Source organism: Chromobacterium sp. FG22, assembly GCF_057809415.1.
In genome coordinates this window covers 128,807-152,421 of the sequence record NZ_JBMDJX010000007.1, presented here as the reverse complement: position 1 = coordinate 152,421, position 23,615 = coordinate 128,807, and the positions used below count along the sequence as shown (strand labels likewise).

Below are 23,615 nucleotides of genomic sequence, written 5' to 3'. Positions count from 1 at the left end.
TATCCATAAATAATATTGTGAAATACTCTTATCCCTCAATCATCTAACAAGCCCGCCCCACCCTCTTCGCATTCCCGCGCGCTCCAGCGGCGCGCGCACCGCTCTGGCCGCCCTCCCCGCTTTGGTTTACTCTCAGAGTCAATCCTCTATTCTGGCTCTCGGAAGTTTCCACGATGAACGTCAAAGACTATATGCAACAGGCGGGCAAGGCCGCCCGCAAAGCCAGCCGCGAACTGGCCCGCGCCGACACCGCGCAGAAGAACCGCGCGCTGCTGGCGATGGCGGACGCCATCCTGCGCGAGCAGGCGCAGCTGCTGGCCGCCAACGCCCTGGACATGGAGGCTGCGCGCAAGGCCGGCCTGGAGCCGGCGCTGCTGGACCGCCTGGCCTTGAACGAGAATACCGTCGCCGGCATGGCCGAAGGCCTGCGCCAAATCGCCGCGCTGCCGGACCCGGTGGGCGAGGTCAGCGAGATGGCCTACCGTCCGTCCGGCATCCAGTTGGGCAAGATGCGAGTGCCCTTGGGCGTGGTGGGCATCATTTACGAGGCCCGCCCCAACGTCACCGCCGACGCCGCCGGCCTGTGCCTGAAATCCGGCAACGCCGCGCTGCTGCGCGGCGGCTCCGAGGCCTTCCACAGCAATCAGGCCATCGCCGCCTGCGTGCACGAGGGCCTGCGCGAAGCCGGCCTGCCGGCCGAGGCGGTGCAGGTGCTGGCCACCACCGACCGCGCCGCGGTGGGCGAGATGATCACCATGCCGCAATACGTGGACGTGATCGTGCCGCGCGGCGGCAAGGGCCTGATCGCCCGCATCAGCGCCGAGGCGCGGGTGCCGGTGATCAAGCATCTGGACGGCAACTGCCATGTCTACATCGACGACACCGCCAGCCCGGACAAGGCTTTCGACATCTCGCTGAACGCCAAGACCCATCGCTACGGCACGTGCAACACCATGGAAACCCTGTTGGTGCACACCGCCTTCGCGGAATTCATCCTGCCGCGCCTGGCTGCGGCCTATTGGGAAAAAGGCGTGGAGCTGCGCGGCTGCGAACGCACCCGCGCCATCCTGGGCGACAAGGTGCGCCCGGCCGGGGAAGAGGACTGGGCCAGCGAATACCTGGCGCCCATCCTGGCCGTCAAGGTGGTCAAAGATCTGGACGAGGCCATCGAACACATCAACCACTGGGGCAGCCACCACACCGACGCCATCGTGTCCGAAGACTACGGCCGCACCCGCCGCTTCCTGCGCGAGGTGGACTCCGCCAGCGTGATGGTCAACGCCTCCACCCGCTTCGCCGACGGCTTCGAATACGGGCTGGGCGCGGAAATCGGCATTTCCACCGACAAGATCCACGCGCGCGGCCCGGTGGGCCTGACCGGTCTGACCAGCCAAAAGTGGATCGTGCTGGGCGACGGCCATATCCGCTCCTGATCCCACCGCATCGAAGGCCGCTTGCTTGAGCGGCTTTCGCTACGCCGCCGGCCTCGCTGCCGGCGGCGTTTTCATTGATAATCGCTGCTTTGCTTCCATACCGGGCGATTCCATGCTGACCCTGAACCAACAAGACTTGGCCGCGCTGTCGGCCAAAGCCGCCTGTGCGCCGCGCCTGCGCGCCAACCAGAATTTCCACGTCCAGCTGGAAGACCCGATCCAGCGCCTGGCCATCGCCATGGAGCCGGACACCTATGTCCGCCCGCACCGCCACGACCACAGCTGGGAGATGCTGATCGCGCTCAGCGGCGCCTTTGAGGTGATCGTGTTCGACGAGGCCGGCGTGGTGCAAGGCCGCCATCGCTTGGGCGCGGACGGCGCGCGCGTCTTCGAAATGCCGGCCAACACCTGGCACTCGGTGGTGTCGCTGCAACCGGGCAGCGTGGTGTTCGAAGTCAAGCACGGCCCGTATCTGCCGCTGCAGGACCAGAACCTGGCCGCCTGGTCCCCGGTCGAGGGTTCCGAGCGCGTGCCGGCGATGCTGGATTTCCTGCGCCGCGCTCAAGCCGGCCAGCGCTTCGACGGCTGAGCCCCGCGCCGGTCAAACGGCTAGCCGAATAAGCTTGCCAGCCGCCTCGCCCCTGTTTACCGTGTAGGGCATCTCTTGGGGGCGGGAGTCGGACCATGTTGTGGCATTGGTTGCTGGCAAGCTTGCATCTACTGGCTCTGGGCGCCGGCCTGGCCGCCCTCTGGAGCCGAGCCGGCCTGCTGCGCCAGCAGCAATTCCCCAATCAGACCCCGCAGCTGTTTCGCTGCCACCGCTGGTGGCTGCTGGCGCTGACGCTGTGGACCGTCAGCGGCCTGGGCCTGCTCTCGCTGGACCCCGCCCGGCTGCAACAACCGTTGTTCATGCTCAAACTGCTGACCCTGGCCCCGCTGCTGCTGCTGGAAGTCCGCGCTTCGCGCGGCCTGATGCGCTGGCAAAGCCAGCTGCGCATCCAGCGCAGTCTGGAACTGCGCGGCGCCGACTCGCTGGCGCGCAGCAGTTATTGGCAAATCTGGCTGCTGCTCGCCATCGTCGGCGAATCCGCCGCGTTGCATGGCTGAATAAGCGGCGCCCAGTCCGCCGCGGCTCCGCCGTCTCAAACTCCTTAACACCTGCAACCGGCCTAACTCGAACTTGCGCGCGGCGCCGGGCTTCCAACCCCATATCCCGTCCCGACGCAAGAACGCCATGCCCATTCTGATCGAACACTGCAAATCCCTATTGCTTCAAGCCGCGCTGGGCGTCGCCCTGAGCTGCGCGGTCATGCCTGCGCTCGCCAATCTGAGCGACCCCGTCGCCACGCTGAAGGCCAAGGCCTCGCCGCCCGCCGTGGCCAGCTGCCTGGACGAACGCATGCGCAAGCTGCGCATTCCCAGCGAATACATCGAACGCGAGCGCGGCCGAGACGGCGGCGAGACCGTGCGTCTGACCAATCCGGCCACCCAGAAAGACGGGCTGGAAATCCTCATCCGCCCGGACGGCGACGCCAGCAAGCTGACGGTGAACACCCATGGCCTCAGTTACAGCAAGGCATGGCGCAAGCTGGTCGCGGATTGCGCTCAGCGCGCCTGAGTCCCTCCCCCGGCCGGGCTGTGGACAGCGCCGGCCGCGGCCCCGCGGCTGTGGAGAGTGTGCGCAAACTGTGCACAAAACTGTGGATAACATTGAAAAGACCCCGGCAGACCCCCGGTTTGATTGCGTCCGCTTGCCTTTTCCGCTTGTGCACAACTTTTGAAACCCACGGCGCGCTGTGTGTAATGTGGATGAAACGGGGACAAGCTTGTGGATAAGCGGAGCCGGCGTTTGACAGCCAGTCCCGCTGACAAAAATTCTCCAGCGGTTACACTGGACAGGAGATCTTCGTCCAGGAGCCCGCATGTCCAATTACCACGCCAAGTACGAACTGCACTACGCCGCCGGCAAGGCGCTGCGCCAAGCCTGCTCCCGCACGCTGCAAGCCGAAAACCGGCTCAGCGCGCCGCGCGACATCCTCGCCATGGTGGAACACACCTCGCAGGGCCGGGTGCAGGGCCTGATTCCGCTGCGCTACAGCCGGATGCAGGTTTCGCCCTTCACCTTTTTCCGCGGCTTCGCCATGATCCAGGCCGCCGATCTGGCCGCCAATCCCTCCAGCGGCCTGAAGCTGCAGATCTGCGGCGACGCCCACCTGATGAACTACGGCTTCTTCGCCTCCCCTGAACGGCAGCTGATCTTCGACATCAACGACTTCGATGAAACCCACCACGGTCCGTGGGAATGGGATCTGAAACGGTTGGCGGTCAGCCTGGTGCTGGCCGCGCGCGGCCAGGGCTTCAGCGAAAGCCAGGCGCGGGACATGGTGTGCCGCGCCAGCGAGGTCTACCGCCGCCGCGTCAATGAATACGCCCGCATGGGACAACTGGAGCTGTGGTACACCAAGGTGGGCTTCGAACAATTGCTGGAGCGCGCGCCCACCGACGCCATCCGCCAGCAAATGCTCAAGCTGTCCGACAAGGCCAGACACCAGACCCAGGAAAAACTGCTGCCCAAGATGACGGAGCTGGAAGACGGCACCCTGCGGCTGCGCGACAACCCGCCGGTGATCTTCCATCTGCACGACAAGAACACCCTGCTGGACAACGACGACAGCTGGCTGTCCGCCGACGACGCCGAGGCCCTGGTCAAGCCGATGCTGGACAACTACATCGACACCTTGAAGGAAGACCGCCGTCAGTTGCTGGAGCGCTTCCGGCTGGTGGATTGCGCGTTCAAGGTGGTGGGCGTGGGCAGCGTGGGCACCCGCTGTCTGGTGATGCTGTTGCAGGACAACTTCGACCAGCCGCTGTTCCTGCAATTGAAGGAGGCGCGCCCCTCGGTGCTGGAACCTTACACCCAGGCCTGCGTGCACGGCCATCAGGGCAAGCGGGTGGTGTTCGGCCAGCGCCTGATGCAGGCAGCCAGCGATCTGTTCCTGGGCTGGACCACCGGCCCGGCCGGCCGTCACTTCTACGTGCGCCAGTTGCGCGACATGAAGGCGGCGCCGTCGCTGGAAGCCTTCGCCACGCCGGAAGCGCTGACCGCCTACGGCCAGGCCTGCGCCTGGGCGCTGGCGCGCGCGCACTCCAAATCCGGCGGCCAAGCCGCCCAACTGGCCGGCTATGTGGGCGACAGCGACAAGCTGGACCAGGCCATCGCCGGCTACGCGCTGGCCTACGCCGACCAGGTGGAAGCCGATTACCAGGTGTTCAAGGCCGCCATCGCCAGCGGCCGGCTGCAAGTCCACGACTGAAAACCCCGTCGCAACGCCGCCGCCGGCGGCGTTCATCCTTCCGTATTAATACCAAACCCTTGATCTTGTTGCTTGTAATGTCATAAAACCATACTAGAACAGGCGATAATCCCGGCCCTGTCCTTGCCGCCGGCAAAGACAGGGCCGACAGCCCACAATCAGACATCCACCTTCGAAAAGCGAACATCATGCGGGTCAATACCAGACTGTTCATCATCATGGCGGCCAGCCTGCTGGCGCTGCTCAGCATCGCGGCCGTGGCGCTGCTCTCCACCCGAGCCACGCTGGGCCAGGAAAAGCGCGAGCAAATCACCCACCTGCTGCGCATGGCGGAAGGCACCATGAGCCACTTCCAGAAACTGGAGGAAAAAGGCCTGCCGCGCGCCGACGCTCAAAAACAAGCCATCGCCGCCCTCAACGCGCTCAAGGTGGACGACATCTACTTCTTCGGCCGCAATCCGCAAAACGTGGTGATGTTCCACCCCAACAAAGACCGGGTGGGCAAGGTGGACATGGGCAGCACGCTGCCGGACGGCCGCACCACGGTGGCGGTCTATGAAGAGGCCTTGCAGAAAGAGCATTACGGCCTGGTGACCATCCAGACCTCGCGCAAGGGCAGCAAGGGGGAGTTTCCCAAACTCAACGGCGTGGTGCGCTTCGAGCCCTGGGGCTGGATGGTGGGCACCGGCATCTTCATCGACGACATCGACCAGCTGTTCTGGAGCCAGGCGCGCACACTGCTGATCATCGCCGCCATCGGCGTGATCACGCTGGCCGGCCTGATCCTGCTGGTCTCGCGCAGCATCATGCAGTCTCTGGGCGGCGATCCCAACTACGCGGCGCAGGTGGTCAAGGCCATCGCCGACGGCGATCTGGGCACCGACATCGTGGTGCAGGGCCCGCCACACAGCCTGCTGGCGGCAATGCGCGAAATGCAGCTGAAACTGCGCCAGATGATCGAGGAGATTAGCCTCGCCGCCACCAATATCAACCAGGCCAGCCGTCAGCTGTCCAGCGATATGGACAAGGTGCACGACGTTTCCGGCGTGGCCAGCTCCTCCACCAGTTCCGCCGCCGCCGCCATCGAGCAGCTGTCGGTGAGCATAGACCACGTCACCGCCAGCGCCCGCGACACCGAATCCGGCTCGCGCGACACCGTGGAGCTGGCGCGCCAGGGCGAAGCGCTGGCGGCGCGGGCCGCCGAGGGCATCCGCAACATCGCCGGCCAAGTGCATAGCGCCAGCGATATGGTGGGCAAGCTGGCCGAACGCACCCGCAACATCAGCGGCATCGCCGAAACCATCCGCGACATCGCCAACCAGACCAATCTGCTGGCGCTGAACGCGGCGATCGAAGCGGCGCGCGCCGGCGAGATGGGCCGCGGCTTCGCGGTGGTGGCGGACGAAGTGCGCAAGCTGGCCGAGCGCACCGCCTCCGCCACCGACGAGATCTCCACCATTGTGCAGGCGGTGGTCAGCGAAACCGGCAGCGTGTCCAGCCAGATGGACGACATCCGCCCGGCGGTGGAAGGCGGCGTGGAGCAGGTGCAGCAGGCGGCCCAGACGCTGGACGCCATCAGCAAGCAGGCCAGCCAGGCGCTGGAGCATGTGCACAATGTGGTGGTGGCGATGGGCGAGCAGAGCCAGGCCGGCACCAATATCGCCGGCAACGTCGAGCAGGTGGCCGGCGTGGTGGAGGAAACCCAGAATTCGGTCAGCAACGCGGTGGGGGCGGTTCGCGCCATCGATCAACAGGCGGACACCCTGCAACAGACCGTGGGCCGTTTCCGCCTCTAAGAGCCTGTTGGCGGCGATACGGCGTTGAAAACAAAGTCGAAGTACTCATGCGCCACGAGTACGTTCCGCGTTCTCGGCCGCAACGCCTTGTCTCGCCCTAGCTCGCGATCGTAAACCCCTTCCCAGCCTTCCCCAAGCCCCGCTCCGCCGGGGCTTTTTGCCGCCTTCATTCCGGGCTTGCCCTCCCGCCCCTGCCTGATGGCATAATGTGCGCAGAGCAAACGCTCCAAAAATAAAACAAAGCCACGGACAGACAGACCCAAACATGCAAACAATAATGCGCAAGCGCATCGGGAGAGATTCATGTCCCAGGCCACCATCCCGGCGGACTTGGCCGAATGGCTGATTCAACAAAATGTTCGTGACGTAGAACTGGCTTTCGCCGACGTGCACGGTTTTGCCCGCGGCAAAACTTTGCCGGCCAAGGCCTTCATCAAGGGGCAGCCGCTGCGCATCGCGCGGGCGGTGCCCATCCAAAGTTGCATCGGCGAATTCCCGGACTACCGCTACTACGGCGAGCACGATCCGGACGTCACCCTGGTTCCGGATTTCGCCACTCTGCGCCAGGTGCCGTGGGCCAAGACCCCGCGCGCCAGCGTGATCTGCGACTGCGTGGACCACGACGGCAGCCTGGCGCCGCTGGCGCCGCGCTCGGCGCTGAAAGCGGTGCTGGCGCGCTACGCGGCGCTCGGCTGGACGCCGGTGGTGGCGCCGGAGCTGGAGTTCTACGTCTTCGCCGCCCACGGCGACCCGCAGCAGCCGTTTCAGCCGCCCACGCTGCGCAGCGGCCGCCGCGAAGCCGGCTTCGACTCCTTCAGCTTCTCCTCCCTCAACGATCTGGAAGCCTATTTCGACGATCTCTACCGCGCCTGCGAAATGCTGGGCATCGCCACCGACACCTTCGTCCACGAAATGGGCCCCAGCCAGTTTGAAATCAACCTCAAACACGGCGACGCGCTGGCGCTGGCCGACCAAACCTTCCTGTTCAAGACCGCGCTTAAGGAGATCGGCAACCGCCACGGCCTCAGTGTGGTGTGCATGGCCAAGCCGCTGCCGGGCCAGCCGGGCAGTTCGATGCACTTGCACCAAAGCGTGGTGGACCAGCATGGCGACAATGTCTTCAGCCGCGCCGACGGCGAAGCCTCGGAAACCTTCTACGGCTTCATCGCCGGCCTGCAGCGTTATCTGCCGGAACTGATGCCCTTGTTCTGCCCTAGCCCCAATTCCTACCGCCGCTTCGTCAAAGGCATGGCCGCGCCGGTCAATCTGAGCTGGGGCCTGGACAACCGCTCGGTGGGGCTGCGGGTGCCGGTGTCCGGCCCGGAAGGCCGCCGCGTGGAAAACCGGCTGCCCGGCTGCGACGCCAACCCCTATCTGTCGCTGGCGGCCAGCCTGGGCGCCGGCCTGCTGGGCATAGAAGACCGCTTGCAGCCCAGCGAGCCCGCCACCGGCAATGTGTTCAAGAGCGAACGCGCCAGCCTGCCCAATACCCTGGACGCCGCCTGCGAGGCGATGGCCGGCGGCGACGCCGCCGCGCAGCTGTTCGGCGCGGAGTTCAGCGCCGCCTATCTGGCGGTGAAGGAGGTGGAACTGACTCACTACCACAGCCAGGTCACGCCATGGGAGCGTCAATACCTGGGTCTGCTGGCCTGAGAACCCATTGACCAATGCAAACAGGCCCGCTGATGCGGGCCTGTTTGCATTGTCTCGCGCCAAGCGCCTCAGTTGCGGCTCAACAGCAGCCGCCGCGCCAGCAGTTCGATCGCCTCCTCGCGGCTGACCGGCACGCTGCCGCGGTATTGCTCGGCCACGATCCACTTTTCCACCGCGGCGCGGTCGCCGCGCGCGGCCTTGAGCAACACGCCGAAGGCCGCTCCGGTGGAATGCTCAGGCGGCTCCACGCTGCGGATCTGGGTATTCAAGGCGTACACCTTGTCCTCGGCGCGCGTCCTCGTGACCTGGCGCGGCGCGCGGCGCGAGTACACTATCCACCCCAGCAAAGCCAGCAAACACGCGCCCACGATCAATAGAAAAACAAACATTTCAAATCAAACCTTTAACTGAGGATGTCATTGTAAAACACCGCCTCGCCCCGCCGTCAACGCCTTGCGCCAGGTCAAACCCGGTCCATGCCGGCTTGGCCTGGGCCGCCCGCCGCGATATGCTGTCACGATAATCCTCCTGTCTCACCAGCCATAAAGGACATCGGACATGTACCAACACATCATCGCCGCGCTGGACGGCAGCAGCAATTCGGACAAGGCGCTGCTGGAAGCCATCCGCGTCGCCAAGTTCTGCAAAGCCAGCCTGACCCTGTTCCACATCGCCAGCCTGCGCGATCTGGCGGTGGAAGGCGTCGGCCTGCTCGGCACCCACGAACTGCACGATCAAGCCTTCCGCGACGGCAACCGCGTGCTGGAACAGGCGCGCAAACAGGCGGTGGAAGCCGGCGTGGAACAGGTGCAGATCCACATGGCGGAAAGCTGGGACGGCGGCGCCGACATGGCGGAACTGCTGGTGCGCTACGCGGACAGCCACAAAGCCGGCCTGGTCGTGCTCGGCACCCATGGCCGCAGCGGCATCGCCCATCTGCTGTTGGGCAGCTTCGCCCAGAACCTGCTGCGCCGCGCCAACTGTCCCGTCATGGTTCTGCGCAGCGAGCAAAGCGAGTTCGGCCAAGCGGAATAATAACCGCGACGCGCGGCCCTGGCGATGCCTTCATCATAACAAGGTGTCGCCTCGCGCCGCTCAGCGCTTGCGCGCGTAGATGAAGAACTCGCGGTTGCCGTCGCCGCCGGTGATCGGACTGTCGAACCACTTCAGCAGCTCAAAGCCCTGCTCCCGCACCGCCTCGCTGATCTTGTCCCGCACGCGCGGGTACAGGCTCTCGTCGCGTACGATGCCGCCCCTGGCCAAACCTTCGCGCCCCACCTCGAACTGCGGCTTCACCAGGCTGAGCAAGTGACCGCCGGGACGGATCAAGGGCAGCGCCGAGGGCAGCACCAGGGTCAGCGAAATGAAGGACACGTCGCACACCATCAGGTCGAAAGGCAAACCCTCGTTGGCCGCCAACAGGGCCGCGTGGTCCAGCGCCCTGGCGTTCACCCCTTCGAAATAACGCAGGCGCGCGTCCGTCCGCAGCCGCGGATGCAATTGATCGTGCCCCACGTCCACGCCCACCACTCGCCGCGCGCCCTGCTGCAGCAGGCAGTCGCTGAAACCGCCGGTGGACTGGCCCACGTCCAGCGCCAGCGCGTCGCGTGGGTCCAGGCCGGACGACTCCAGCGCGCCCAGCATTTTCAAGCCGCCGCGCGACACGAAACGATCGGATGGATCGGCGGCGATCTCGAAGCGGCTGCCCGGCGCGCATTTCTGGCTGGGCTTGCTCACCGGCGCGCCGTCGCAACGGACCCGCCCCGCGGCGATCAGATTCTGCGCCGCCGTGCGCGAAGCCGCCAGTCCCAGTTCCACCAGCAACACGTCCACTCGCGTCATCGCCCCCTCCCCACCATCGACAAAAACCGCACAGCGTGGCAAGCGCGCCGGCCGCTGTCAAGCCAAGACCATGATCTCACCGTGCGTAGGGCCTGCCAACCGCGCTAGAATCGCTAAATGCCAATCCGGCCAGCCGTCGCCCCCGGCGTCGGCAGCCTCAAGCGGAGACATGGATGGATACACATCAACTGGAAGCGCATGAAGTGCGCGTGCTGGGCGCCCTGGTGGAAAAACAGGCGCTGACCCCGGACGCCTACCCGATGACCTTGAACGGCCTGGCCTCGGCCTGCAACCAGCTGACCAGCCGCGAACCGGTGATGCAGCTGTCCGAAGCGGACATCAGCGCGGCGCTGGACAGCCTGATCGCCAAGAAGCTGGCGAGCGAGCGGCTGCCGGCCGGCAGCCGGGTGGCCAAATACGAGCACAGGCTCAATTACGAATGGAATATCGAAGGCGCGCGGCTGGCGGCGCTGGCCCTGCTGATGTTGCGCGGACCGCAAACCTCGGCGGAAATCCGCACCCGTTCCGGCCGCATCTACGGCTTCAGCGGCGTGGAGGAAGTGGAAACCGCTCTCAACGCGCTGGCCGACAAATACCCGCCGCTGGTGCTGAAGCTGGAGCGCCAGCCCGGCGAGCGCGAGGCGCGCTGGGCCCATCTGCTCAGCGGCGAGCCGCAATCGCTGCCGGCCGCCGGCGACAACGGCTGCGGCGTGATCGAGGTGGGCATCGCCGGCCGCGTCGCCGCCTTGGAAGCCGAAGTGGCCGCCCTCAAAACCCGGCTGCTGGAGCTGGAGAATTTGCTGGCCAGTGAATAATTCACACTCGAATATTTGGCGGCTCGCCGAACTTGTTACTTAAAAAGTGGTCACTTCCCTTGTTGTCTAACTCACCCAAGAGAAGTGACCCATGAAAACTCTGCATCTGAGCGCCGCCGCCGCGCTGCTCGCCCTGACTGCGGCCGCCCACGCCGCCGATTACAGCTTTATCGCCGGCAAGGACTTCCAGCAATTCAGCCGCACCCCGCAGGGCCTGGGCCTGGGGCTTTCCATCGACTACCTGAACAGCGACCACAAGGGCAATGCCGGCGGCGCCGGCCTGGAGTTCGCGATTCCGCTGGGCCCGGTCACCCTGGCCGGCGGCGGCAAGCTGATGGGCCTGAACCCGGACAGCGGTTCCGGCACCGCCGCCTTGCTCGGCGGCCGCGCCAACATCCAGCTGGCGCCCAAGCTCAGCCTCTACGGCCAGGCCTATTACGCCGGCGACAGCATGGCCAGCGGCAGCGTCAAGAACGTCAGCGACCTGGCCGCCGGCGTGCGCTGGAACCCCATTGGACCGTTCACCGTGGAAGCCGGCTATCGCTACTTCGACATCGAGCGTAAGGACAACAACCGCAATCGTCGTCTTGCCGACGGCATGTATATCGGCGCCGGCTTCACCTTTTAAGCCCGGCCCGCCGCCACGAAAAACAGCCCCGCAATGCGGGGCTGTTGCTTGTCGCGGTTCACTCGGCCTGTCGCGCTTCGAACACCGCGTAAGTCTTGCACGCCGGCTCCAGCACCTGCCAGGTGCCAACGAAGCCCGCGGGGATCACGAAGTGATCGCCCTGCTTCAACTCCACGCTGTTCCCGGCCTCGTCGCTGACCTTCACTCGTCCTTGCAACAGCGTGCAGAACTCGTGTTCGCTGTAGCGCACTTTCCAGCAGCCCAGCCCGCCGCTCCAGATGCCGGCGTGGAACTGCCCGCTGGGATCGGAATAATGGTTGGCCACGCTTTGCCGGCATTCGCCGGCGACGCGGCGATCCTCGGCCGCCACAAACGATTCCAGCGCCACGTCGTGACGCTGGAACACAATGATATCGCTGGCCTGTTTCATCGCTCTGCTCTCCATGGCTGTTTGAAATTTTCAACACAATGCCATGAAGCAGACAGAATATTCAACTCCCTACCGATTCAATCGCCGCGCCGCCGGCCACATCGCCGCGCACAGCAGCGCCATGACCATGGGCTGGTACAAGACATACGGCTGATAAGCCGCGCCAAGCAAACCCAGACCGCCGGCGATCAGCAGGTAGTACATCAGGCCCAATAAGGCGCCGGCCGTGCCCTGCACCTGGCGGTAATCCCGCAGAGCCCCCGCCAGCAGCGGCGGAATCGCGCAGCCGAAGGCCGCGGAAATCGCCAGTTGGCTGAGCAACAGCACGCCGACGGCCGCGGCCGGCAGCAGACCCGGCCAGCCGCTGAGCAACTGAACCAGGGCCGCCGCGCCGGCGGCCATCAAGGCCAGGCGTGGCAAGCGCTCCGCGCCGCCGCGCGCCGCCAGCCGGCGATTGACCGCGCCGCCGAACAGGCCGCCGGCGGCCACCAGCAAACCGCTGAGGCCGAACAACCAGGCCGGCATGCCCAGCAATTGCAGCGTGAACGGGGCCAGCGTGTAAAAGCCGAACAACAGCAGATTGAAGCCGGCCACCAGCCATACCGTGGCCAGCACCCGCGGATCTCGCGCCATCCTGGCCGCCACCGCGCTCAAGGCCGCCGGCGGCGGCAGGTCCGCCGGCCGGGTCTCGCCGGCCAGCTTCCAGGACAACAGCAGCAACAGCGCCGCCAAGCCGCACAAGGCGGCGAACACGCCCTGATGACCGAAACCGGCCACCAGCACGGCGCCCAGCGGCGGGCCCAAGGCCGGCGACAGCGACAACACCGCGCTGACGGTGGCGAACACCGTCAGCAAGGCCGGGCCTTGATAGCGGTCACGCAACATGGTCTGCACCACCACCGAACCCGCGCTGGCGCCGAAGGCCAGCAATAGCCTGGCCAGCAGCAGCGCGGTGAAATCGCGGCTCATCACCGCCAGCACCGCGCCCGCGCCGTAACAGGCCAGGGCGGCCAGCAAGGCCGGCCGCCGTCCGTATAGATCGGCCAGCCGGCCCCAGCACACCACGCCGAAGGCGAAAGCCAGAAAGTAGACGCTCATCGTCAACTGCGCCTGACCGGCGCTGACATGGTAAGCCTGGGCGATCTCGGTCAAGGCCGGCGCGTAAATGGTTTCACTCAATTGTGGGAAACCCAGCAATACAATCAGCAGCGCCAGCGGCGCTGCCCGGATCGCGGTTTTCATTTTGTCCTCCTAAAAACAACGAACAGGGATTGTAGGAGGATGAAGGCACGCCTATTATCGATGGATAGCCACAAAACATTGAGAATCGGACAAGATGCCGCGCTACCTGCCCGCCACGGCGCCGGACCCGGACCAGCTCGCCGATCCCATCGTCGGCATGGCCATAGACGCGCCGGCGCCGCATGACTCCGGCCTGCACCGCCATCGCCGCGCGCAGCTGATGTACGCGGTCAGCGGCGTGCTGCAAATCCGCATCGGCCACACCCGCTGCGTGCTGCCGCCGACAATGGCCGCCTGGATTCCCTCGGGGCTGTGGCATCAGGCCGAAACCGGCAAGCCTTTCGCCTATCGCAGCCTGTACTTCGATCCGGTCGTCTATCCCGCGCTGCCGCGGCGGCCGCAGATCATCGCCGTCAGCCCGCTGTTGCGGGAATTGATCGTGCGGGTGGCGGAATGGCCGCTGTCGCCGTTAGAGCCGGCGCAGCAGCGGCTGGTGGAGGTGTTGCTGGACGAGGCCGGCCGCGCGCCGGAGCAGGCGCTGAGCCTGCCGCTGCCGCAAGACCGGCGGCTGCTGCGCATTGCCGAGCAGCTATTGCAGCAGCCCGGCGACGAGGCCACGCTGGAGCAATTGGCCGCCCAAGCCGGCGCCAGCGCCCGCACCGTCAACCGGTTGTTCCAGCAACAGACCGGGCTCAGCTTCAGCGCCTGGCGGCGGCAATTGAAAATGATGGAGGCCAGCCGACTGTTGGCCGAGGGGGAAAGCGTCAGCCGGGTGGCGGCGGAACTGGGCTATGCGCAGGACAGCGCCTTCATCGCCATGTTCCGCCGCCATGCCGGGCTTACGCCCGGCCAGCTCAAACGCTCAGTCTGAGAACCGGTTTACGATCTGGGAATGACTCACCACCACAAATGGAAGCGCTGCTTGGGCGACAGATACATCTTGTCGCCCGGCTTGACGCCGAAGGCCTGGTAGAACGGCTCCATATTGCTGGCGGTGCCGATGGGCCGCCACAGGTCCGGCGTGTGCGGGTCCGACACCAGCTGTTTGAGCGTGGCTTCGTCGCGGCTCTTGCTGCGCCAGGATTGGGCGAAGGCGATGAAGAAACGCTGGTCGCCGCTCATGCCGTCCAGCACCGGCACGTCCTTGCCGGCGAGCGCCAGATGATAGGCCTTGTAGGCCACTTCCAGGCCGGCGTTGTCGGCGATGTTCTCGCCCAGGGTCAGTTCGCCGTTGACATGGTGGCCGGGCACCGGCTGGTAGCGGCCGTATTGCTTGACCAGCTTGCGCGTGGCCGCCTTGAAGCGCGCCTTGTCGCTGGCGGTCCACCAGTTGCGCATATTGCCGTCGCCGTCGAACTGGCTGCCCTGGTCGTCGAAACCATGGCTGATTTCGTGGCCTATGGTGGCGCCTATGCTGCCATAGTTGACCGCCGGATCGAAGCCGGGATCGAAATACGGCGCCTGCAGGATGGCCGCCGGGAACACGATCTCGTTATTAGCCGGATTGTAATAGGCGTTCACCGTCTGCGGCGTCATGCTCCATTCCTTGCGATCCACCGGCTGGCCCAGCTTGCCGCTCATATAGCGGTAGTTGAACACCGCGATGCGCCGCACATTGCCGGCCAGATCGTCCGGCGCCAGCTGCAGGCCGCCGTAATCGCGCCACTTGTCCGGATAGCCTATCTTCAGCGTGTACTTGGACAGCTTGATATGGGCCTGGCGCTTGGTGACGGCGCTCATCCAGTCCAGAGTGTCGATGGACTGGTCGTAGGCCTGCAGCAGATTGCGTACCAGTTCGTCGGCCTGGCGCTTGGCCTCCGGCGTGAAATAGCGCGCCACATAGAGTTTGCCCAGCGCCTCGCCCAGGCCGCTTTCCACCATGCCCACGCCGCGTTTCCAGCGCGGGCGGTTCTGTTTGCGACCTTCCAGGGTCTTGCCGTAGAAGTCGAAGTGGGCGTCGACGAAGGCCGGCGTCAGGCTGGGCGCGTAAGCGTCCAGCGTGCGCGCCAGCAGGTAGTTGCGCAGCGTGGACGCGGGCGCGGCCCGCAAGAGCGGCGCCAGCTTGCTCAGATAGCCGGGCTGGTCCAGATTCAACTGCTTGGCGGCGTCCAGGCCGGCGTCGGCCAGCAAGGCCGGCCAATCGTAGCCGGGCTGCCGGCGCGCCAACTCGGCCAGGCTCAGCTTGTTGTAGGTTTTCTGGATGTCGCGGTTCTCGACATTGGTCCACTGGATTTTCGCCAGCCGGGTCTCGAAAGCCAGCACGTCGCGGGCGCGGCTTTGCGGCTGGTCCAGTTCCGCCAGCGCGAATAGCCGCTCCAGATAACTCAAATAGGCCTTACGCGCGGCGGCGAAGTCGGCGGACTTGCCCAGATAGTAGTCCTGGTCCATCGCCAGACCGGATTGGCCGACGCCGGCCAGGTAGGCGGCGGAATCCTTGGGGTCCTGGCTCACATAGAAGCGGAACGGCGTATCCACCGGCTGATCCTGCAGGCGGCCCATATAGCGGACCGCCTCCGCCGCCGAGCCCAGGCCGGCCACGGCCCGCAGCGATTCGCGCAGCGGCTGCAGCCCGCGCCGAGCAATGGCATCCTCATCCATGAAGCTGCGATACAGCGCGGCGATCTGCCCCGCCTCGGCATCCGTCCCCTGCCCGGCCTGTTCGATCAACTGGCGCAGCCGTTCCAGATTGCGGTCCGCCAAGGCCTCCGCCACGCCCGCCGAGGAACGCTCGGCCGGAATCACCGTGCGCTGGATCCAGCGGCCATTGGCGTGCAGCGACAGATTGTCCTGTACTCTCACCGCCGGATCGATGCCGTTCAAATCAATGCCGTAACGGCCGTAATCCAGGCCGCCGTCCGCCCAGGCGCCGGCCGCGCACAGCAAGGCCGCCAAGGGCAGCAGTCTGCTCATCTTCATGTTTTCCCCTTTGTTTTTGTCTTAGAACGTGTTTACGCTCTCGCGAGCTAAGGCGAGACAAGGCGAAAACGGCTGAGAAAACAGAATGTACACGTGGTACATGAGCATCTTGAGCTTGTCCTCACCGAGCAACGCTTCACGACGCGCAACAGATCGTAAACAGGTTCTTACTGCGGCGCGACCCAGCCGGCCTATCCACTGTAAAACTCGGCCCTCAGTCTTTCCGCGTAGGCCGCCAGATTCGGCCGCGCCGCCACCAGCGCCCGCGACGGGGTTTCCCCCATCGCGTCGGTCAAGGCGCCGCTGACGAAGGCGTAAACGCTGGCGTCTATCCAGGTGGCGGTCTCGCCCATGAAATAGGGTTTGTCGCCCAGCAGAGCCGACAGCGCCGCCACGTCCGCCTCCAGCAGCCGCAAGCGCTCCGCCGCGCTGAAACGGCCCATGCCCTGCCCCCATAGATTGGCGCGCACCTTGCGCCGCACCAGCGTCGTCACCAAGCCGCGCAGCAAGGCCGGCACGCCTTTGAAAAACACGCTGGGCCCGCGCGCGAAGTGTTCGTCCACCATCCAGCGTTCATGCACGATGCCCCAGTAGAAATGATCGCCCAGCATGCAGTCCACGCTCCAGGCCAGCGCCTTCTGCGCCTCGCTGAGACCAGCGTCCAGCGTGAGGCCGTGCTTGTCCGCCAGATGCAGGCGGATCAGCGTGGAGTCCGCCACGATCTGGCCGTCGTCGTCGATATAAGGCAGCTTGCCCTTGGGCGCCTTGCGCATATCGCCACGCACGCGGCGGTAGGATAGGCCCGACAGCTTCAGCAGCAGGTCCGCCTTCATCACGAAGGGGCTGGGGTCCACCAAGCCCATGGCCGGGCCGAACTGATACAGGGTGATCATCAAGCGCCTCCCGCGGCAGACATGACATTGAACTGAAGCAGACTAGCACGCCGCCGGGAAGGCGCGCGAGAGGGCAGGCGCGAAAAGGGCAAGGACGCCTAATCCGCCGCGCAAACCCGCAGCCAGTCCATCACCGCCCGCACCCGCGGCGACGGCGCTTGCGGCGCGCGCACCAGATAATACGCCTGCGGGCCCAGCGGCTCGAACGGCCCCAGCGGCAGCATCAGTTCGCCGCGTTCCAGCTGCCGCTGCACCAAGCGACGCCGACCCAGCGCCACGCCGGCGTGATGCGCGGCCGCTTGCGCGCATAGGTCGGAACGGTCGAAGCTGATGCCCCGCGGCGGCAAGGCCACGTTCTGCCGCCGCGCCCACTCCCGCCATTCGGCGTCGTGAGCCGCTCGTTCCCAGGCCTGGGCGTCGTGCAGCAGCAGGCATGCGGCCAGGGCCGCCGGATTGTCGCGCAAGCCGTGCCGCTCCGCGTACTCCGGGCTGCACACCGGCGCCACCTGCTCGTCCATCAGACGCTGCGCGTCCAGGCCGGGAAACTCGCCGGCCGAGTAATACAGCGCCAGGTCTATATTCCAGGCGCGGAAGTCCACCATCTCGTTGCCGCTGCGGATGTCCAGCGCAATGCGCGGATAGCGCGCGGCGAAATCCGCCAGCCGCGGCGCCAGCCAACATTGCGCCAGCGAGGGCCGCGCATACAGGGCCACCGCGCCGGCCGGCTCGGCGTCGTCCTGCGGATTCAGCGCCGCCTCCAGCTGAGTCTGACCGGCCAGCCAGGCCTGATAGATGCGTTCGCCGTCCTCGCTCAGCCTCAGGCTGCGGGTCAGCCGCAGGAACAGGCGGGTGCCCAGCGCCCGTTCCAGCCGGGCGATGCGATGGCTGACCGCGCTGGCGCTCAGGCACAGTTCCTCGGCGGCGCGGGCAAAGCTCAGATGCCGCGCCGCCGCCGCGAAGGTGTGCAGATTGGACCATTGCGCGCCGTCCAGCCGGACGCCGGCGCGCGGGGGAAGATTCAGCATATCGCCAGCATCGTTCACGCCGACAGCCGCCGCCGGCCTTCCGCCAGATAGGCGTCCATTTCCGCCGGCGGCACCATGCCGCCGCCGGTGCCCCACACCAGATGGCTGGCGCGCGACAGCCGCTCCGGACTCAAGCCCGTCCGCTGGCGATAGCCTTGGGACTCGCTCAACACCCGCAACGGCCCCGGCATGCCGGCCAACGCCGACGGCTCCAGCCGCAAGCCCTGCTCGCGCTCCAGCATGGCCAGCAAGCGGTAGAGCTCGCCATCGTCCACCGTGTAATAGCCGTCTATCAGCCGCTGCATCGCGCGCCCGACGAAGCCGGACGGGCGGCCCACCGCCAGGCCGTCGGCGGCGGTCAGATTGTCGATGCCGAAATCCTGCACCGCCACCTCATCATGCAGTCCGGTGTAAACGCCCAGCAGCATGCAGGGCGCGTGGGTAGGTTCGGCGAACAGGCAATGCACCGCGTCGCCGAAAACCAGCTTGAGGCCGAAGGCGACCCCGCCCGGCCCGCCACCGACACCGCAGGGCAGATACACCAGCAGCGGGTGTTCGGCGTCCACCCGGACGCCCTGCTCCGCCAATTGGCCGCGCAGACGCTCCGCCGCCACCGCGTAACCAAGGAATAGATTGACTGAATTCTCGTCGTCGACGAAATGACAGCGCGGATCGGACGCCGCCTGTTTGCGGCCTTCGGCCACCGCCACGCTGTAATCGGACGGATACTCGACCACCTCGACCCCATGGCTGCGCAGCAAGTCCTTCTTCCACTGCCGCGCGTCCGCCGACATATGCACGCTGGCCTGGAAGCCCAGCTTGGCGCTGATGATGCCGATGGACAGGCCCAGGTTGCCGGTGGAGCCCACCGCTACCCGGTAGCCGCCGAAGAAGGCCCGCGCCTCGGCGCTGTCCAGTCCGGCGTAGTCGTCCCCCTCCCGCAGCAGGCCATGACTCAGCGCCAAGCTTTCCGCGTGCTTCAATACCTCGTAAATGCCGCCGCGCGCCTTGATGGAGCCGGAAATCGGCAGCAGATTGTCCGCCTTCAGCCACAGGCCGCCGCCGTCCGCCAACCCGGCCTCGGCCCATAAGGCCGCGCGCATCGCCGGCAGCGGCAGCAGCGGCGATTCGATGACGCCGCCGCTGGCGGCCGCGTCCGGAAACACCCGCGCCAGATAGGGCGCGAAGCGGCGCAAGCGCGCATCGGCGTCCGCGACGTCGGCCCGGCTCAGGCCCACATCGGCCAGCGCTTCCGCCGCCGGCGCCAGCGCGGGGTTGAACCAGCTCAAAGGCTGCAAGGCCATCATGGGCGTCAATAAGGGGTGGCTGGCCTGCCAGCCAGCCACGGTCTTGCCGGCAATCGTCGCTTGCATCGCGCGCTCCATGGAATCGAAGACCCGATTAAACCGCGCCGCGCCGCCGCTGGCAAAAGACGATTGCGCAGCCGACGGCTGACGCTGGATCAGCCATGCTCGCGCGCGGGCTTGCCAGACACCGGGGCGCATCGCCTATGATGGGCGCATCGTCCGCCGCCAGGAGTCGCCGTGCTCGCCACAATCACCCGTCTGTTCCCGCTATGGGCCCTGCTGCTGTCCGCCGTCGCTTATCAGCGGCCGGCGGCGTTCACTCCGCTGCTGCCGCATACCGGTCTGCTGCTGGCGGTGATCATGTTCGCGATGGGGCTGACGCTGACGCTGGACGATTTCAAACGGGTGCTGAGCCGGCCGGCGCCGGTGCTGGCCGGCCTGGGTCTGCACTATCTGGTAATGCCGCTGGCAGCCTGGGCGCTGGCGCGGCTGTTCCAGATGCCGCCGCAGCTGGCCATCGGCATGATTCTGGTGGGCAGCGTCGCCAGCGGCACCGCGTCCAATGTGATCATCTATCTATCGCGCGGCGACGTGGCGCTGTCGGTCACCATTTCCTCGCTGTCGACGCTGGTTGGGGTGATAGCCACGCCGCTGCTGACCCGGCTGTACGTGGACGCGGCGATCAAGGTGGAAGTGGCGGCGATGCTGCTAAGCATTCTGCAGATCGTCATCCTGCCGATAGGCCTGGGCCTGCTGGCCCATCGCTTCTTCGCGCCCCAGGTCCGCCGGCTGGAGCCCTTGCTGCCGCTGTTGTCGATGCTGGCCATCGTCGCGCTGATCGCCGCCATCGTCGCCGGCAGCAAGAACCATATCGCCGCGGTGGGCGGGCTGAGCATTCTGGCGGTGATGCTGCACAACGCCATCGGCCTGTTGGGCGGGTATTGGGGAGGACGCTTGCTGGGCTTCGACGAATCGGTGTGCCGCACGCTGGCGATCGAGGTGGGCATGCAGAACTCCGGCCTGGCCGCCCAGCTGGGCAAGGCCTACTTCAGCCCGCTGGCGGCCTTGCCCGGCGCGCTGTTCTCGGTCTGGCACAATATTTCCGGCTCGCTCTTGGCCGGCTATTGGCGGGACAAGCCCGCCGAGCGGGGGCGTCAAGCGTCGCGGGCCGGCGCGCAGCAAAGCTTGTAACGACGCATGACGCGGCTTGCAAAACCGAGCAGGATCAGCCTTCCACCCGCCAATGCCCGCTCTTGCCGCCCTCTTTCTCCAGCAGCCGCACGCCGTCGATGACCATGCCGCGGTCCACCGCCTTGCACATATCGTAAATGGTCAGCAGGCCGACGTTGGCCGCGGTCAGCGCCTCCATCTCCACCCCGGTCTGGCCACTGCATTCGGCGGTGACCTCGATGCGCACGGCGTTGTCGGCCTCCAGCAGTTCGAAGTCCACCGCCACCCGGGTCAGCGCGATCGGGTGGCAGAGCGGAATCAGGTCCGCGGCCTTCTTGGACGCCATGATGGCGGCGATGCGGGCGATGCCGAGCACATCGCCTTTTTTATGGCCGCCGTCCTTCACCAGCGCGAAGGTGGCGGGCAACATGCGGATGCGGCCTTCGGCCACCGCGCGGCGGCGGCTGTGCGCCTTGGCGCCGACGTCGACCATATGGGCCTGGCCGCCGGCGTCGAAATGAGTCAATTTTGACATGGGTTCATTACTCCTCCGGCCCGCTTAGAACCTGTTCGAAGTCTGCTGCGCTTCAGCGATACGGCGTTAAAAACCAGCTCAAAATGCTCATGTACCACTCGTACATTCCGCTTTTTCGCTCGTTTTCGCCTTGTCTCGCCCTTGCTCGCAAGACCTTGAACAGGCTCTTAGGACAGCAGCCGGTAAATCAGCCAGAAGGCGCTGACCAGCACCACCAGGCCGCCGCTCCAGCGGGCGATGCGGCCGAGATAGCGCAGGTAGAGCGGATTGCGGGTCAATAGGTAACAGACGCCTGCCCAGCCCAGCAGCAGGATGGTGACGAGCAGCCACAGGCGCCAGAAACCAAACACCGCTAGGCCACCTCCGGCAGCCGGTGGAAGCTGGACGGCGCGTCCAGCGGGTCGTCGTAGCTGACGTATTCCCAGGCTTCCGGCGTCTCCAGCAGCTTGCGCAACAGCTTGTTGTTCATCGCGTGGCCGGATTTGTGGCCGGAGAAGGCGGCGATCAACGGGTGGCCGATGATGTAGAGGTCGCCGATGGCGTCCAGGATTTTGTGGCGAACGAATTCGTCCGGGAAACGCAGGCCTTCCGGATTCAGCACGTATTCGTCGTCAATGACGATGGCGTTGTCCAGGCTGCCGCCGCGGCCCAGGCCGTGGTTGCGCATGTACTCCACCTCGTGCATGAAGCCGAAGGTGCGCGCGCGGCTGATCTCGTCGGTATAGGAATGACGCGCGAAATCCACCGCCACCGTCTGCGGCGCCAGATTGAAGGCCGGATGGTTGAAGTCGATGGACAGGGTGACCTTGAAGCCCTCGTGCGGCTCCAGCTTCACCCACACGCCGCGCTCTTCCACGGCCACCGTCTGGGTGACGCGGATGAAGCGCTTCTTGGCGTGCTGCTCGACCACGCCCGCGGTCTGCAACAGGTAAATGAAAGGGGCGGCGGATCCGTCCATGATGGGGATCTCCGCCGCCGTGACCTCAATCACGAGGTTGTCGATGCCAAAGCCCGCCAGGGCCGACATCAAATGCTCGATCGTGCCGACACGCACGCCGGTGTCTGTCACCAGCGTGGAGGAGAGTCGCGTGTCGTTGACGAGCGATGGATCCACTTTCACCGTCACCGGCTCGGGCAAGTCGGTGCGGCGAAAGACGATCCCGGTGTCGGGCGCGGCCGGCAGCAGGGTGAGCTTCACCCGCTCGCCGGAGTGCAAACCCACACCCGTGGCGCTTATCGCTTGTTTCAGCGTGCGCTGCAATATCATGTCGGGCTTCTCGAACGAATGGGAATGCCCGATTCTAGCACAGTCAAAAACCGCACTTTATTGATTGATTTGCAGTATTAAATAGCTTTCTTCTATAGCGGCTCCGCCTCAGTCCGCCTGCTTGCGCAGGAAGGCCGGGATGTCGTAGCTTTCGCTCACTTCCGGGTTGGAGAAGTCCATGGACGGCGCGGCGCGGCGACGGCCCTGGCGCATGATGGCCGGGGTGTCGAAGTCGTCGTAGCTGACCACTTCCACCGCGCGGTCGTCGGTGCCGGTCTTGACGATCTTGATGTATTCCGGACGCTCCTCGGTATTGCGCGCGGTCTTCTTCTGACCCAGGCCGGTGGCGATCAAGGTCACGCGGATGGTGTCTTCCGGCATGTCTTCCACTTCGGCGGTGCCGAACTTGATCTGCGCGTCTTCGTCCGCGTACTGGCGCACGATGCCCATGATTTCGCGATACTCGCTCATCTTCAGGCAGCCAGGCGCGGTGGAGATGTTGACCAGCACGCCGCGCGCGCCTTCCAGCGTGATATTGTCCAGCAACGGGCTGGCCACGGCCTGTTCGGCGGCCACGCGAGCGCGGTCGATGCCGGAGGCGTAGGCGGAGCCCATCATCGCCAGGCCCATTTCGCTCATCACGGTGCGCACGTCGGCGAAGTCGACGTTGATCAGGCCCGGGCAAGTGATCACTTCCGCGATGCCGGCCACCGCGCCCTTGAGCACGTCGTCGGCGGCGCGGAAGGCTTCGCGCATGGTCACGTCGTCGCCCAGCACTTCCATCAGTTTTTCATTGGGGATCACGATTAGCGAATCGACGTGCTTTTTCAGATCCTCGATGCCGTTCTGCGCCACTTTCATGCGCTTGCCTTCGTGCTCGAACGGCCGGGTGACCACGCCCACGGTCAGGATGCCCATTTCCTTGGCCACTTCGGCCACCACGGGCGCCGCGCCGGTGCCGGTGCCGCCGCCCATGCCGGCGGTGACGAACACCATATTGGAGCCGCGCAGCATCTCGGCGATGCGTTCGCGGTCTTCCAGCGCCGCGCTGCGGCCCACTTCCGGATTGGCGCCCGCGCCCAGGCCGCGGGTCAGATTGTTGCCCAACTGCAGCTTCTGCGGCGACTTGTTGCGCAGCAGCGACTGAGCGTCGGTGTTGGCGCAGATGAACTCCACGCCGTGCACATTGCCGTCGATCATATTGTCGATGGCGTTGCAACCGCCGCCGCCGACGCCGATGACTTTGATGATCGCCACATTGGCGGTTTCTTGCATAACTTCAAAGACCATTCCGCTCATTTTCCTCTCCTCAATAAAGATGAGCTACCGACTTCATATACATCTGCCCG

Annotated in this window: 24 protein-coding genes; 12 read left to right on the top strand and 12 right to left on the bottom strand. The window is 65.7% G+C overall.

Annotated features, from left to right (window positions below; all coding sequences use genetic code 11):
• Positions 1-173: 173 nt before the first annotated feature.
• From ACODSD_RS09510 to ACODSD_RS09480, 7 genes are all read left to right on the top strand, one after another.
• Complete coding sequence (locus ACODSD_RS09510; RefSeq protein WP_488877244.1) at positions 174-1,433, top strand: glutamate-5-semialdehyde dehydrogenase; 1,260 nt, start codon at positions 174-176, stop codon at positions 1,431-1,433.
• A gap of 112 nt (positions 1,434-1,545) precedes the next feature.
• Entirely contained in the window at positions 1,546-2,022 is a 477-nt protein-coding gene (locus ACODSD_RS09505) for a WbuC family cupin fold metalloprotein (protein ID WP_107797845.1), read from the top strand.
• A gap of 95 nt (positions 2,023-2,117) precedes the next feature.
• Positions 2,118-2,540: a DUF2214 family protein gene (locus ACODSD_RS09500; protein ID WP_235084933.1), complete on the top strand. Its 423-nt coding sequence runs from the start codon at positions 2,118-2,120 to the stop codon at positions 2,538-2,540.
• Positions 2,541-2,667: 127 nt separating this feature from the next.
• Complete coding sequence (locus tag ACODSD_RS09495) at positions 2,668-3,051, top strand: hypothetical protein (protein ID WP_488877243.1); 384 nt, start codon at positions 2,668-2,670, stop codon at positions 3,049-3,051.
• 304 nt (positions 3,052-3,355) lie between these two features.
• Positions 3,356-4,747 carry a DUF2252 domain-containing protein gene (locus ACODSD_RS09490; RefSeq protein ID WP_107797842.1) on the top strand — a complete coding sequence of 464 codons (1,392 nt, stop codon included), beginning with the start codon at positions 3,356-3,358 and terminating at the stop codon, positions 4,745-4,747.
• Positions 4,748-4,935: 188 nt separating this feature from the next.
• Positions 4,936-6,543 (top strand): methyl-accepting chemotaxis protein, encoded by a 1,608-nt coding sequence (locus ACODSD_RS09485; RefSeq protein WP_107797841.1) that lies wholly within the window; start codon positions 4,936-4,938, stop codon positions 6,541-6,543.
• A 303-nt stretch (positions 6,544-6,846) separates the two neighbouring features.
• Positions 6,847-8,196: a glutamine synthetase family protein gene (locus ACODSD_RS09480; RefSeq protein ID WP_488877242.1), complete on the top strand. Its 1,350-nt coding sequence runs from the start codon at positions 6,847-6,849 to the stop codon at positions 8,194-8,196.
• Between the two features lie 68 nt (positions 8,197-8,264).
• On the opposite strand, the gene ACODSD_RS09475 is transcribed toward ACODSD_RS09480, so the two are convergent.
• Positions 8,265-8,585: a hypothetical protein gene (locus ACODSD_RS09475; protein WP_146176546.1), complete on the bottom strand. Its 321-nt coding sequence runs from the start codon at positions 8,583-8,585 to the stop codon at positions 8,265-8,267.
• Between the two features lie 169 nt (positions 8,586-8,754).
• Between ACODSD_RS09475 and ACODSD_RS09470 the strand changes: the two genes are divergently transcribed.
• A complete protein-coding gene (locus ACODSD_RS09470) occupies positions 8,755-9,231 on the top strand; it encodes a universal stress protein (protein ID WP_107797838.1) in 477 nt (158 codons plus the stop codon).
• A 60-nt stretch (positions 9,232-9,291) separates the two neighbouring features.
• On the opposite strand, the gene ACODSD_RS09465 is transcribed toward ACODSD_RS09470, so the two are convergent.
• On the bottom strand, positions 9,292-10,038 hold the full coding sequence (locus ACODSD_RS09465; protein WP_107797837.1) for a TlyA family RNA methyltransferase: 747 nt from the start codon (positions 10,036-10,038) through the stop codon (positions 9,292-9,294).
• Between the two features lie 173 nt (positions 10,039-10,211).
• Between ACODSD_RS09465 and ACODSD_RS09460 the strand changes: the two genes are divergently transcribed.
• Positions 10,212-10,853 (top strand): YceH family protein, encoded by a 642-nt coding sequence (locus ACODSD_RS09460; protein ID WP_107797836.1) that lies wholly within the window; start codon positions 10,212-10,214, stop codon positions 10,851-10,853.
• Between the two features lie 91 nt (positions 10,854-10,944).
• Positions 10,945-11,481, top strand: coding sequence for a YfaZ family outer membrane protein (locus tag ACODSD_RS09455; protein WP_107797835.1), 537 nt, complete (start codon positions 10,945-10,947; stop codon positions 11,479-11,481).
• A 58-nt stretch (positions 11,482-11,539) separates the two neighbouring features.
• Here ACODSD_RS09455 and ACODSD_RS09450 read toward each other — a convergent pair whose 3' ends face one another.
• On the bottom strand, positions 11,540-11,911 hold the full coding sequence (locus ACODSD_RS09450) for a cupin domain-containing protein (protein WP_235084944.1): 372 nt from the start codon (positions 11,909-11,911) through the stop codon (positions 11,540-11,542).
• 69 nt (positions 11,912-11,980) lie between these two features.
• A complete protein-coding gene (locus ACODSD_RS09445; protein ID WP_488877241.1) occupies positions 11,981-13,153 on the bottom strand; it encodes an MFS transporter in 1,173 nt (390 codons plus the stop codon).
• A gap of 94 nt (positions 13,154-13,247) precedes the next feature.
• Between ACODSD_RS09445 and ACODSD_RS09440 the strand changes: the two genes are divergently transcribed.
• Entirely contained in the window at positions 13,248-14,024 is a 777-nt protein-coding gene (locus ACODSD_RS09440; RefSeq protein WP_107797832.1) for an AraC family transcriptional regulator, read from the top strand.
• Positions 14,025-14,050: 26 nt separating this feature from the next.
• Here ACODSD_RS09440 and ACODSD_RS09435 read toward each other — a convergent pair whose 3' ends face one another.
• The 4 genes from ACODSD_RS09435 to dsdA all read right to left on the bottom strand — a co-directional run bounded on the left by ACODSD_RS09435 (position 14,051) and on the right by dsdA (position 19,360).
• Positions 14,051-16,069 (bottom strand): M13 family metallopeptidase, encoded by a 2,019-nt coding sequence (locus tag ACODSD_RS09435; RefSeq protein WP_488877240.1) that lies wholly within the window; start codon positions 16,067-16,069, stop codon positions 14,051-14,053.
• A gap of 191 nt (positions 16,070-16,260) precedes the next feature.
• A complete protein-coding gene (locus ACODSD_RS09430) occupies positions 16,261-16,962 on the bottom strand; it encodes a glutathione S-transferase family protein (protein WP_488877239.1) in 702 nt (233 codons plus the stop codon).
• Positions 16,963-17,060: 98 nt separating this feature from the next.
• On the bottom strand, positions 17,061-17,987 hold the full coding sequence (dsdC, locus tag ACODSD_RS09425; protein ID WP_488877238.1) for a DNA-binding transcriptional regulator DsdC: 927 nt from the start codon (positions 17,985-17,987) through the stop codon (positions 17,061-17,063).
• A 14-nt stretch (positions 17,988-18,001) separates the two neighbouring features.
• Positions 18,002-19,360 carry a D-serine ammonia-lyase gene (gene dsdA, locus ACODSD_RS09420; protein WP_488877237.1) on the bottom strand — a complete coding sequence of 453 codons (1,359 nt, stop codon included), beginning with the start codon at positions 19,358-19,360 and terminating at the stop codon, positions 18,002-18,004.
• Positions 19,361-19,531: 171 nt separating this feature from the next.
• On the opposite strand from dsdA, the gene panS reads away from it, so the two are divergent.
• Positions 19,532-20,485, top strand: coding sequence for a ketopantoate/pantoate/pantothenate transporter PanS (gene panS / locus ACODSD_RS09415; protein WP_488877236.1), 954 nt, complete (start codon positions 19,532-19,534; stop codon positions 20,483-20,485).
• A 34-nt stretch (positions 20,486-20,519) separates the two neighbouring features.
• On the opposite strand, the gene moaC is transcribed toward panS, so the two are convergent.
• The 4 genes from moaC to ftsZ all read right to left on the bottom strand — a co-directional run bounded on the left by moaC (position 20,520) and on the right by ftsZ (position 23,565).
• Complete coding sequence (gene moaC / locus ACODSD_RS09410) at positions 20,520-20,999, bottom strand: cyclic pyranopterin monophosphate synthase MoaC (protein ID WP_107797824.1); 480 nt, start codon at positions 20,997-20,999, stop codon at positions 20,520-20,522.
• Between the two features lie 167 nt (positions 21,000-21,166).
• Positions 21,167-21,349: a hypothetical protein gene (locus tag ACODSD_RS09405; protein ID WP_019102328.1), complete on the bottom strand. Its 183-nt coding sequence runs from the start codon at positions 21,347-21,349 to the stop codon at positions 21,167-21,169.
• A 2-nt stretch (positions 21,350-21,351) separates the two neighbouring features.
• Positions 21,352-22,263: a UDP-3-O-acyl-N-acetylglucosamine deacetylase gene (lpxC, locus tag ACODSD_RS09400; RefSeq protein WP_199225982.1), complete on the bottom strand. Its 912-nt coding sequence runs from the start codon at positions 22,261-22,263 to the stop codon at positions 21,352-21,354.
• 111 nt (positions 22,264-22,374) lie between these two features.
• Positions 22,375-23,565: a cell division protein FtsZ gene (gene ftsZ, locus ACODSD_RS09395; protein WP_039755403.1), complete on the bottom strand. Its 1,191-nt coding sequence runs from the start codon at positions 23,563-23,565 to the stop codon at positions 22,375-22,377.
• Positions 23,566-23,615: the final 50 nt, after the last annotated feature.